Annotated in this window: 13 protein-coding genes; 3 read left to right on the plus strand and 10 right to left on the minus strand. The window is 40.7% G+C overall.

All coding sequences use genetic code 11. The annotated features are described in order from the left end of the window. The 3 genes from PHP90_RS12470 to PHP90_RS12480 all read left to right on the plus strand — a co-directional run. The coding region (locus PHP90_RS12470; RefSeq protein WP_299930497.1) for a hypothetical protein at positions 1-409 on the plus strand (409 nt) is incomplete at its 5' end. A gap of 119 nt (positions 410-528) precedes the next feature. Beyond that, positions 529-2,325: a bifunctional diguanylate cyclase/phosphodiesterase gene (locus PHP90_RS12475; RefSeq protein WP_299930499.1), complete on the plus strand. Its 1,797-nt coding sequence runs from the start codon at positions 529-531 to the stop codon at positions 2,323-2,325. Between the two features lie 63 nt (positions 2,326-2,388). After that, entirely contained in the window at positions 2,389-3,555 is a 1,167-nt protein-coding gene (locus tag PHP90_RS12480) for a pyridoxal phosphate-dependent aminotransferase (RefSeq protein ID WP_299930502.1), read from the plus strand. A gap of 84 nt (positions 3,556-3,639) precedes the next feature. Here the strand turns inward: PHP90_RS12480 and PHP90_RS12485 are convergent, their stop codons facing one another. From PHP90_RS12485 to PHP90_RS12530, 10 genes are all read right to left on the minus strand, one after another. After that, a complete protein-coding gene (locus PHP90_RS12485) occupies positions 3,640-3,861 on the minus strand; it encodes a hypothetical protein (RefSeq protein ID WP_299930505.1) in 222 nt (73 codons plus the stop codon). Positions 3,862-3,936: 75 nt separating this feature from the next. Further along, positions 3,937-4,482, minus strand: coding sequence for a hypothetical protein (locus PHP90_RS12490; RefSeq protein WP_299930508.1), 546 nt, complete (start codon positions 4,480-4,482; stop codon positions 3,937-3,939). A gap of 17 nt (positions 4,483-4,499) precedes the next feature. Further along, the gene (gene lpxD / locus PHP90_RS12495; RefSeq protein WP_299930511.1) at positions 4,500-5,447 is read right to left on the minus strand and encodes a UDP-3-O-(3-hydroxymyristoyl)glucosamine N-acyltransferase; all 948 of its coding nucleotides are present in this window, start codon (positions 5,445-5,447) and stop codon (positions 4,500-4,502) included. A 6-nt stretch (positions 5,448-5,453) separates the two neighbouring features. After that, positions 5,454-5,930, minus strand: a complete 477-nt coding sequence (gene ilvN, locus PHP90_RS12500) for an acetolactate synthase small subunit (protein WP_299930514.1) — start codon at positions 5,928-5,930, stop codon at positions 5,454-5,456. Further along, positions 5,927-7,621 carry an acetolactate synthase large subunit gene (locus PHP90_RS12505; RefSeq protein WP_299930518.1) on the minus strand — a complete coding sequence of 565 codons (1,695 nt, stop codon included), beginning with the start codon at positions 7,619-7,621 and terminating at the stop codon, positions 5,927-5,929. The genes ilvN and PHP90_RS12505 overlap by 4 nt, the downstream gene beginning before the upstream one ends. A gap of 113 nt (positions 7,622-7,734) precedes the next feature. Further along, positions 7,735-9,000, minus strand: coding sequence for an RNA polymerase factor sigma-54 (gene rpoN, locus PHP90_RS12510; protein WP_299930521.1), 1,266 nt, complete (start codon positions 8,998-9,000; stop codon positions 7,735-7,737). A 132-nt stretch (positions 9,001-9,132) separates the two neighbouring features. Further along, positions 9,133-9,423, minus strand: a complete 291-nt coding sequence (locus PHP90_RS12515) for a 2Fe-2S iron-sulfur cluster-binding protein (RefSeq protein WP_299930524.1) — start codon at positions 9,421-9,423, stop codon at positions 9,133-9,135. 70 nt (positions 9,424-9,493) lie between these two features. Next, complete coding sequence (locus PHP90_RS12520) at positions 9,494-9,877, minus strand: 2Fe-2S iron-sulfur cluster binding domain-containing protein (RefSeq protein ID WP_299930527.1); 384 nt, start codon at positions 9,875-9,877, stop codon at positions 9,494-9,496. Between the two features lie 82 nt (positions 9,878-9,959). Next, a complete protein-coding gene (locus PHP90_RS12525; protein ID WP_299930530.1) occupies positions 9,960-10,466 on the minus strand; it encodes a nitrogen fixation protein NifZ in 507 nt (168 codons plus the stop codon). After that, positions 10,423-10,797 carry a nitrogenase-stabilizing/protective protein NifW gene (locus PHP90_RS12530; protein WP_299930533.1) on the minus strand — a complete coding sequence of 125 codons (375 nt, stop codon included), beginning with the start codon at positions 10,795-10,797 and terminating at the stop codon, positions 10,423-10,425. The genes PHP90_RS12525 and PHP90_RS12530 overlap by 44 nt, the downstream gene beginning before the upstream one ends. Positions 10,798-10,838 lie beyond the last annotated feature (41 nt).

Below are 10,838 nucleotides of genomic sequence, written 5' to 3' on the forward strand. Positions count from 1 at the left end.
TAAAACAGGACCAAAATCAACTAATGCTATCCTGGCAATTGTATGCGAATCGAATCGTAAAGGGTTTGCACAAAATATTGCAGATGAAATCAACCAAAAATATAATGGCAAAGTAGGAAACTTAAACTTTATTGCAATAGCACTTAGCGTCGATGAACTGTTCACTCGTAATGATGTTTCTTTTGTTTATCTCACAACTATGAGTAACCGATCTGTTGATAAAATATCTGCATGGGGTATCTCAAATTCAATCCCGATATTTTCTTATAATGTATCTGATCTCGAGCGTGGAATATTAGGTTCCATAGCTATCGAACGTTCTACTGTTATTTACATTAATAAAAGTGTTCTAAAAGAAGGGAAATTTCATTTTAATGAAGCCCTATTTCAACTTGCGAGACTCATATGATCCAACACCTATATAATCTTCGAATATCTACAAAAATCATTTCCATGCTTATCCTTTCAGCTTTTCTTTTTTTCGCTGTTATAACCTTTGTGACCTTATCTATAGTACGTGATGTAACCATGAATACACAACGTGAAAAAGCTTCTTTATTAATCAATACAATTGCCCCTTCTGTAGCAATTTCTCTTTTTTTAGGTACAAAAGACTACACAGACAAGCTCTCAGCCATCACAAAACTAAATGAAGTCATAGCTTTAGAGATACTTGACAACCATGGGCAATCTATTGTCAATTATCATCAGGGAACAACCACTATCCCAGAAGAAACCATTCAAATAAACAAAGAGCTATTGGAACCCGGTTCGTTAAAACCGATTGGATCAATTAGCCTCACCTATTCAGGAAAAGCTTTTACGAAAGCAATGAATCGTTTTTATACATTATATGGGTGGATCGGAGCCAGTGTTTCAGTATTATTGTTTTTAATGCTGACTTGGATTAATCACCTGCTTTTGCCTATCAAATTAATTGCAAAAAAAGTCCGCGGATTTAAACTAGGTCAAAAAATCGACTTTAATATTCCCTATACCCAACGTGAATTCAATCAAATCATACATGCGTTTGAAGGGATGCAGGATCAAGTGCTGCACTATTCACATGAAATCGAAACCATCAACCAAAATCTTGAGAAAAAAGTAACCCTCAAGACGCATGAAGCGATGCAGCATCTCTATTACGACAACCTTACTTCCCTTCCGAACCGTCTTAAACTCCAAGAAGACTTATCGGAAAAACAAACCAATACGGTAGCGATATTAAATATTGACGATTTTAAAGAGATAAACGACTTCTTCGGTATAGATGCCGGTGATTCACTTCTTAGCCAAATTGCCCATTGGCTCGTTGATATGAAACTCTCCCCGTATCGACTTGGCGGTGATGAATTTGCCTTTAAAGTAAAATCAGGAAGCAGCGCATCTCAATTTCGTCATGACATTGAAATACTCCTCTCTTTAATGAGTGAGAAACATTTTATCATTGCTGATGAGACCATTCATATACGTGCTACTGTCGGAATCGCGATTGATAGTGACAAACCGTTGATCCATGCGGATGTCGCACTTAATAAAGCACGCCATGCTAAACTGCTTTATTCTGTATATGACCAATCAGAAGGGATAGAGCAACAATATCAAGCAAACATCGCCATGTCTGCACAGATACGACAAGCATTGGTTGAACATCGAATTGTCTGCCAATATCAACCGATTGTTTCATGCAGCAGCGGGAAAATAGAAAAATATGAAACGTTGGTTCGAATTCAAAATGAAGACGGATCTCTTATTGCACCCTATGACTTTTTACCGATAGCCCAAAAAACTAAACTCTATCATCATATTACTCAAGAAGTTGTCTACCAAGCGTGTAATTTATTTTCAACCCGCACTGAACAATTCTCAGTCAACCTATCAGGAAGTGATATATTGGACACACGTACCATAGCTACCATTGAAAATATTCTACGCCAAACGAAAACGGCTAATAGAATTATTTTTGAAATCTTGGAGTCGGAAGGGATTGAGAATTTTGATGAAGTTGCCTCTTTCATTACAAAAATGAAATCTTTGGGTGCAAAAATAGCCATAGATGATTTTGGCACCGGATATTCCAATTTTGAAAACATCCTCAAATTGAATGTTGATATTCTCAAGATCGACGGATCTTTGATTAAATCAATCGACCAGAATCCTCGACATCGCATAGTTGTAGAAGCCATTGTTGACTTTGCCCATCGTATTGGTATTCACACCGTTGCCGAATACGTTTCCTCCGAAGAGATACTCAAAAATGTTACGGATTTAGGCATTACCTATGCGCAAGGGTTCCATACCGGAAAACCGCAGTTTTTAAATTAATCACTCTTGTAAAATTTAAAGTCAGCCATGTTATAATTTCAAAATTTTTTACAAGGGCTGCTTATGCTAACCGATCGCGTCAATATACTCTCCGAATCGATTACCATTGCTATCAGTACGTTAGCGCAAGAACTCAAAGCGCAAGGAAAAAACATCCTCAGTTTCTCAGCAGGAGAACCTGATTTTGACACTCCTCAAGTGATCAAAGATGCAGCAATCAAAGCCATTAATGACGGCTTTACCAAATACACTGCTGTTGACGGAATTCCTGATCTTAAAGCGGCTATCGCACAAAAACTAAAACGGGATAATCATCTCGACTATAAACCAAATCAGATTATTGCAAACAACGGTGCGAAACACTCGCTTTACAACCTTTTTGCCTGTACCATACAAAATGGCGATGAAGTCATTATTCCTGCACCGTATTGGGTTACGTATCCAGAACTCGTAATGTATTGCGGAGGAACTGTCGTTGAAATCATGACGGATGATGCAAGCGGATTTAAAATCACCCCTGAACAATTACGTGCGGCATTGACCCCAAAAACGAAAATGTTGATTCTAACCTCACCATCAAATCCGACCGGTGCCGTCTACTCACGTGAAGAACTTACGGCTCTTGGAAAAGTCTTAGAAGGGACTGATGTACTCGTTGCCAGTGATGAGATGTATGAAAAATTGATTTATGACGGTGAGTTTACATCGGCTGCGGAGGTGAGTGATGATATGTTTAAACGTACTATCACAATCAACGGACTCAGTAAATCAGTAGCGATGACCGGATGGCGTTTCGGATATATGGCTGCAGCCAATACTGAAATTATCCAAGCAACCAAAAAGCTCCAAAGCCAAAGCACTTCAAATATTAACAGCATTACGCAAAAAGCGGCTATCGCAGGGCTTAACGGTGCTGCAGATGCCGATATCGAAGCGATGCGAGTAGCATTTAAAGCGCGTCGTGACGAAGCGGTAAAACTGTTTAATGAAGTTGAAGGTCTTTCGGTACTTTCACCATCAGGTGCTTTTTATCTGTTCGTCAACATAAAAGAAGTCAGCAACGATTCCATGGAGTTTTGTAAAGCACTTTTAGAAGATCAAGGTGTTGCTGTTGTTCCGGGTGTCGGGTTTGGCAGTGAGGGATATTTTAGATTCAGTTTTGCCACTGATATCGAAAGTATTCGTGAAGGTATCAAACGAATCGCTGCATTCGTTGCTGCTAAAAAATAATTCTTCTAGGTTCGTGGGGCGAGCACTCAAACCATGAGCTTTTTCGTCACCCTTTAACGAAGTCAGGGTGAACGAAAATATAAATCATTTTATACTTTTTAACGCCTCAATGACTGCATCAATATTACCCATCGGAAGATGGACTTTCCACTCCGGATTTTTGGCATCACCGGATAATGAGATTCCGATACTTGCTACACTGTCACTGCCCTCACCGTAAGGTTCATCTACTTTACTGATAGATATAATCCCTTTTTTTGTTCCATCCAATGGAATCTCTTTCATAATCGTGACTGCAGAACTCATAATCTCTCCTAATAAATAACTGTATAGGAAAGAGTTTAGCCGATTTTGGCTAAAGCAATCTTAAAAAAACAGTAATTATTCGGAGCCTTGAGCTTTAAGGTTATTTCCGTAAATAAAAGCATACATTTTTCGGTAATAACGTTCATTCCGAGTTCGATCGGTGGCACTGAAATGGTGATAACGTCCAAGCGTCTCCCATGAATATCCAAAACTTTTGACCAATTTGGTCAATATTGCATTTGCTTGTTCACGAGCAGTTGTATCTTCAAAATATTCATGAAGTATCGGATTAGGATGGTATTTATAGTTGATTTGATAAGGCCCGAGATCCAGGTTTACAATACCGCCGTCAATCAACGCTTGAGCTTGCAGACTGCACTCTGTGCTTGATCCGCATTTGATGATATGACCGCTGACTGCAAACCCTGCTGCGGCTGCACGCTGTGCTTCCTCATCCGCATTAATACGTATAACATTGGGATTGCATTCTCCGCTCTCAATAAGACATTCGCAGTGCTTGATTGCATCGAGAACAATATCAGGCATTCGGATATCGGTAGGCTCTCCATCAGCACATAATAAACTGCCGATCATCATTAAGCCTACTATCGCTATTTTCATGCCTTGTCCCCTTTGCCTTAAGATTCTAATATTTTAGCAAGTTTCGCCTGCATTTTCAGCCACAATTTATGTTCCATTAATGGAAACCCGCTATAGACACCCTTATTTATGATACTTTTTGTAACACCGGAACGTGCTGCCAATGTGGTAAAGGGAGCAATACTAAGATGTCCCGCTGTAGCGCTTTGCCCTCCCATGACAACATTTCTACCTAATGTAGTCGATCCGGCAAGACCGGATTGAGATACCATGATAGAGTATTCACCTACCACACAATTGTGTCCGATCTGTACTAAATTATCAATTTTAACGCCCTGTTTGATAATCGTCGATCCAAATACAGCACAATCAACAGTCGTATTCGCACCGATCTCAACGTCGTCTTCAATAACAACATTACCGTTTTGATACAGTTTAACATGCTCTCCCATTTTTGTATGGGCATATCCAAATCCGTCGCTGCCGATGACACTTCCCGCATGAATCATCACATTATCTCCGATTATGCAATCTCGATATACCGTTACATTGGGATAAAGGATTACATTATCACCGACAACCGCTTCAGCACCGATGTAAACACCGCTCATAATCGTACTGTTTTTACCGATTCTTGCACCGTTTTCAATATGTGCGGTGGGGTAGATGACACTACCTTCGCCGATTATTGGTTCAACATCACTGCTACGTACTGATTTGGCAAAATACTTTGAAATCTTTGCTAAACTCAAATACGCTTCATCAGACTCTAGTGCAATCACACCCGATGGCAAAAGATGTGCTTTCGACGCAGGGAGTATAACGGCAGAAGCTTTCGTGGATGAAAGATCTTTTTCGTATTTTGAATCAGAGAGAAAAGAGATCTCACCCTCTTTTGCATCACGGAGAGTATTCATACCGATTATCTCAATCGTGTTAGGAGTCTCTTTATTCCCTAGAATAGAAGCTATTTCATTAAGCGTCATTGTATCTTATCTCTCAAGCGCGACGGAGCCGCTTCTAACAATCTCTTTTGGATGAAAACGTTTGATTGCTTCAAGAAAATGGTTGATTCGTGACGGCTCATCAGAAACTGTTACAATCATCGTATCGCTTCCGACATTCACAATCCGGCCGTTATACGCATGCGTTAATGCTTCTATATCTCCCAGCGATTCAGACATCGGTATTTTTACCAATGCCATTTCGGTTTCTACCAAATCAGCATGTTCATATACTTTGAGTACCGGAATAAGTTTATGAAGCTGTTTTGTGATTTGTTCAATCACACGTACCGATCCTGAGGTTACAATCGTGAGACGAGAATATTTCGAATCAGGAATCGGAGCCACAGTAAGGGACTCTATATTGTATCCTCGACCTGAGAACAAGCCTGCGATGCGCGAAAGTACGCTCGCCTCATTCATGACAATAACGGAAATAACGCGACGTTCTGTTTGTTCCATCATTTCTCCTTGTACTCTAACATCATATTAAACAGCGATCCGCCTGCCGGTACCATCGGCAATACATTCTCGAATCGATTAACCGCAACATCGATGATTGCAACGACATTTTTTTCAATAGCATCTTTGAGTGCAGCATCGAACTCTTCTTTGGTTGTTACACGGTAACCGACTCCGCCGAATGCATCCGCAAGTTTGACGAAATCAGGCTGAATCGATAAATCGGTTTGCGAATGGCGCTTGTCATAAAACAGGGTTTGCCATTGGCGTACCATTCCCAAAAAGTTATTGTTCAAAATAACATTGATGACCGGAAGCTTGAATTCCACTGCCGTCATCAACTCTTGAATATTCATCAAAATCGAACCGTCACCCGTAATATTGATGCTGACGCGTTCCATATCGGCCCGTTTTACACCGAGTGCTGCCGGGAATCCGAATCCCATAGTCCCAAGTCCACCGGAACTGACCCATTGACGCGGTCGGGTAAATGGATAGAACTGAGCCGTCCACATTTGGTGTTGTCCGACATCCGTCGAAATATTCGCATCATCTCCCAAAAGCTGTCCGATGCGTTCAACAACCCATTGAGGTTTTAGACGATCGCCCTCTTCTTTATAAGAGAGAGGATGCAGTTTGTTAAAGTTTGCAATCGTATTGTGCCATTGTGTATAACGTGCAGGATCAATCTGCTCTTTTGCCAACGGTATCATCTGCTCAACAACATTTTTGACATCACCGACAATCGGATAATGGGCATGAACCAATTTCGAAACACTCGCAGGATCAATATCAACATGGATAATCTGCGCATTTTTTGCAAACTCAGAAAGCTTTCCGGTAACACGATCATCGAAACGGGCACCCAAGGCAATAACCATATCGGTTTCAGACATCGCCATATTTGCCGCATACGATCCGTGCATCCCCAGCATAGAGATCAACAACGGATCATCATAACGAAGCGTTCCGCGTGCCATAAAGGTTTCTACAGCCGGTATTTGTGTCATTTTTGAAAACTCTCGAACCAATTCAGCTGCATTGGAATTAATAACTCCTCCGCCTATATAGAGCAATGGACGTTTTGAACCTGCAATCGCCTCGATCGCTTTTTTGATCTGACGGGTATTACCCTTGGTTGTCGGTTTATACGTTTCCAAATCAACTTCTTTGGAATAATCGAATGTTGCAATTTGTGCCGTGACATCTTTTGGAATATCGACATGGACAGGACCCGGTCGGCCGGTACGTGCAATGTAAAATGCCTCTTTGAGAATACGCGGCAGATCTGCGGCATCGGTAACCAAATAGTTATGCTTTGTACACGGTCTGCTGATACCGACTGCGTCGATCTCTTGGAATGCATCGGTTCCGATCAATGACATCGGAACCTGTCCGCTGATAAGAACCAAAGGAATTGAGTCCATATAGGCATCTGCCAAACCGGTCACACCGTTTGTAAATCCAGGTCCCGAGGTAATCATCGCAACCCCGACTTTGCCAGATGCCTTTGCGTATCCTTCTGCTGCATGCACTGCAGCTTGTTCATGACGGGTCAAAATATGTTGAAATGAGCGTTGTTTATAAATCTCATCATAGACGTTCATGATCGCCCCACCTGGGTAGCCGAATACCACTTCGACTTCCTCGGCGATGAGTGCTTCGATAACCATCTGTGCACCGCTGATTTGCATGTCGTCTCCTTATACGATAAAAATATGGGAATATAACTGAAAAAAATTAGGAAATTATAAAAGAAAGAAGCTATAAATTACGTTAAAAGAGCACAATATAGGGGAAACACCTCTTAGAGGAGTTCCAATTTGTACAAAAATAGACGCTCTTTGTAAGAAGGGATATCCAATTCTTGACGATATTTCGCGATTACACGTCGTACCATTTTGACCCCGAAGCGATCTTCAATCATCTCATGAAGCGTTTTGTCACTGAACGGATCGTCTTTATTCTCACTCGTAACAAGGCGTTTAAGAAAGTGCTTGATTTCTGACGTTGATACTTCCCCGATAGAGTTCGAGAAAAAGTCTTTGAATGCGTACAAGCCACGCTCTGTTTGAATGTATTTATCGGCAATTGCGCGTGAAATCGTGGATTCATTAAAGCCCAGTTCATCGGCTACATCTTGTAGGCGGAGTGGTTTAAGTTCTCCCCCCATAAAAAAGCTATATTGTTTTTCGATTAGAACCAAAGCAACGTTATACAGTGTCGCTTTACGCAAATCAAGGAGCTTTACCAGTTCACGAGCCTCTTTGAATTTTTGTCTCGCAAAGTTGTCGTATTTGTCGATCATGTTGACCTGTAAATCGGGATAAAACGCATGATTGATCCGTATGTTTAATTCAGAGCCTGCAAACTCAACAAATAAATCCGGAGTAATCTGAGATTCAGGCTCCATATACTCCAGTGCCGGAGGGTTTTTAAGGTGCTGTAATACATGTTTTGCATCATGAAGACGCGGATGATTGATGAATTTTTCCATTTTATCAAACTGCAAAATCATCGCACCAAGCAAAATACTGAGTTCATCATCAAGATCGTGGTCACTCAATTGAAATAAAAAAGACTCTTTATAATCCACCGCACCTACACCCGAAGGCTCGAGATGAGCAAAGCGCTGGCGTACACGTTCAACCGTATGAGCATCCGTATCACATTGTGCGGCTACTTCTTCGACACTTCCCTCAAAATATCCCTCATCGTTGATGTAATAGATAATTTGTCGGGCTATTTTTTGCGATATTGGCGTTGGGAAAAGAGGAGCTACGATTTGTTCGTCAAGTTTTTCATATAACGAGGTCGAAGAGATACTGAGCCATTCGATTTGTTCACTTGAGGAGTTCGAAACATAGTTTTGAAATGCTCCGTAAGCTGCCGTACCGCCGGACTGAGAATTGGACTCTTCAAAGCCGGATTTCACTTCTAAGCAGGGATTTTCATTCGTAATAACTTGCAAATGTTTTTCAAGATCATTCAATGAACATTGCAAAAGAGGCAGCCATGTTTGCATCGATAATCGGGGAAGTTGCTTTTGTTTGTAAGATAAAGTTGTTTGCATAATAAGCCACCTAAAAAATATACATTATTACAAAAAATGCATATTGTGTTCTTGTAAAATTATAGGCTTATTTTAGGCAGTAATATGATTAAAAAAGAGGCAACTCAGCAAAAGCTGAGTTGAAAGATGGGTTTAGTATTTAATACGTACCAATCCGTTTGGTGCGACGACTTTCATCTGACATGCAAGACGGGCTTTAGGGCTGGTTTCACCAACTGTTTTAAGAACCGCTTTTTCTTTGTCGTTGATTTCGCTCATGTATTCCATACCTGATTCAATCATTACGACACATGTACCGCATTCACCGTCACGGCATCCGAATGGAAGCGCACTTCCTGAAGCCTCTACGATGTCTTGGATCGTTTTGCCCGGGTGGACATTGATCGCCAAAAAGTCATTCATAATTTCTACACGTGTTGTCATCCCAACTCCTTGTATATTATATTTTTTTTAACACTTCATGAGTAATACTCATAAAGCCACCACGAATCGGTTATTTATATGGTTTCACCAATATTGAAGAGTTTTTGATCGCACATTGACAAGCTAAACGTACCGGAGTCGGACGATTATATTGTTGAGCGATTTCAGCTTCTTTTTTATTGATTGCACCCATTTGCATCAATGTTTCAAGCTCTTTATCATCCATATAAACAGCTTGTCCTTTTGATGAATAGTCTTCGGTTGTTGAATCCATTTTTTCATCATTGGAAATTTCTTCAACACGAACTGCACAGCTCGCACACATTCCATCTGTACAATCAGAAGGAATTGAAATACCGTTACTTTGAGCGACACGTAATAATACGTCACCGGTTTTAGCAAAAACACGTTTGTCTTGCTTTTCACCAAATCCGCAAAAAATCACACTGACCATCTTGAACCTCCTCATATTTCCCGCACGATATACTCATGACTTTATATCAAATGCAGTATGCACAAATCTCAAAAAGTGTAGATTACTCCTCCTCTTCTTGAGATTGCGCAGCTTTTTCAGCGGCTCTCTTGGCCCGATGTTCTTTGAGCCATTTTAATTCTTCGGCGACTTCATCATAGCCATCCTCTTCGAGTGCACTTTCAAGTTCTGCTTCACGGCATCCAAAGGTAAGCCCTTCTTCAATAAAGTTGACTTCGTAAACTCGAATAGTCTGTAAAAAATCACCAATTTTACGGACGTATCCCTCAGAACCCGCTTCAACGAGAACATCACCGACTTTTGCATGCGGATAGGTTCCGTCATTCCGGATTGCTTTCACAAGACGGACTCTTTCCCCGATTCTGAAAACCGAAAGAATTTCATCTTTTGTTGACATTTTATAAAGGTTAGTTTTACGTGCCTCATTGTTAATAGGCATTGATTCACTGTCGTGTACAGACGATTCTAAATCGGCTTGTGCCGAGTCAGCTGTTTTTTCTAAAAAATCAGAAGCTGATATTTGTTTGGCTTGTGCAGGCGTGGACTCCATGACTGACCTCCTCTACATCATTACAGCTGCTTGATGTCGAACAGGTTCCGCAAGCACTAGGTTTATCAAACATTGCCCAGACATCGGCAGCTGATGGACTATAGCCGTTCTCAAAGTTTTTATAAACGGTAATAAGGGCAAATTTATAGAACTCAAGTAATTTTTCATCGCTTCCCATATCATGATCTTTGGATTTATCGACCAACTCACCAAATTTTTTCATGATATGAAAACGCTTTGCGTTCACAAGACGCTCATCGTATTCCAAATCGAAAAAATCAAAGAAATCTTCGGTATCGGTAATTTTTTGAAATTCGGCTAATGTTCCCATCGTATGCTCCTTGTATTACTCGTTATGCAATTTTGACTCTA

This window comes from Sulfuricurvum sp., assembly GCF_028712165.1.
Taxonomy (GTDB): domain Bacteria; phylum Campylobacterota; class Campylobacteria; order Campylobacterales; family Sulfurimonadaceae; genus Sulfuricurvum.

Excerpts from the sequence above, each read along its gene's own strand:
- PHP90_RS12475 (WP_299930499.1), top strand. The coding sequence starts at position 529 with ATGAATACACAACGTGAAAAAGCTTCTTTATTAATCAATACAATTGCC.
- PHP90_RS12480 (WP_299930502.1), top strand. The coding sequence starts at position 2,389 with ATGCTAACCGATCGCGTCAATATACTCTCCGAATCGATTACCATTGCT.
- PHP90_RS12485 (WP_299930505.1), bottom strand. The coding sequence starts at position 3,861 with ATGAGTTCTGCAGTCACGATTATGAAAGAGATTCCATTGGATGGAACA.
- PHP90_RS12490 (WP_299930508.1), bottom strand. The coding sequence starts at position 4,482 with ATGAAAATAGCGATAGTAGGCTTAATGATGATCGGCAGTTTATTATGT.
- lpxD (WP_299930511.1), bottom strand. The coding sequence starts at position 5,447 with ATGACGCTTAATGAAATAGCTTCTATTCTAGGGAATAAAGAGACTCCT.
- ilvN (WP_299930514.1), bottom strand. The coding sequence starts at position 5,930 with ATGATGGAACAAACAGAACGTCGCGTTATTTCCGTTATTGTCATGAAT.
- PHP90_RS12505 (WP_299930518.1), bottom strand. The coding sequence starts at position 7,621 with ATGCAAATCAGCGGTGCACAGATGGTTATCGAAGCACTCATCGCCGAG.
- rpoN (WP_299930521.1), bottom strand. The coding sequence starts at position 9,000 with ATGCAAACAACTTTATCTTACAAACAAAAGCAACTTCCCCGATTATCG.
- PHP90_RS12515 (WP_299930524.1), bottom strand. The coding sequence starts at position 9,423 with ATGACAACACGTGTAGAAATTATGAATGACTTTTTGGCGATCAATGTC.
- PHP90_RS12520 (WP_299930527.1), bottom strand. The coding sequence starts at position 9,877 with ATGGTCAGTGTGATTTTTTGCGGATTTGGTGAAAAGCAAGACAAACGT.
- PHP90_RS12525 (WP_299930530.1), bottom strand. The coding sequence starts at position 10,466 with ATGGAGTCCACGCCTGCACAAGCCAAACAAATATCAGCTTCTGATTTT.
- PHP90_RS12530 (WP_299930533.1), bottom strand. The coding sequence starts at position 10,797 with ATGGGAACATTAGCCGAATTTCAAAAAATTACCGATACCGAAGATTTC.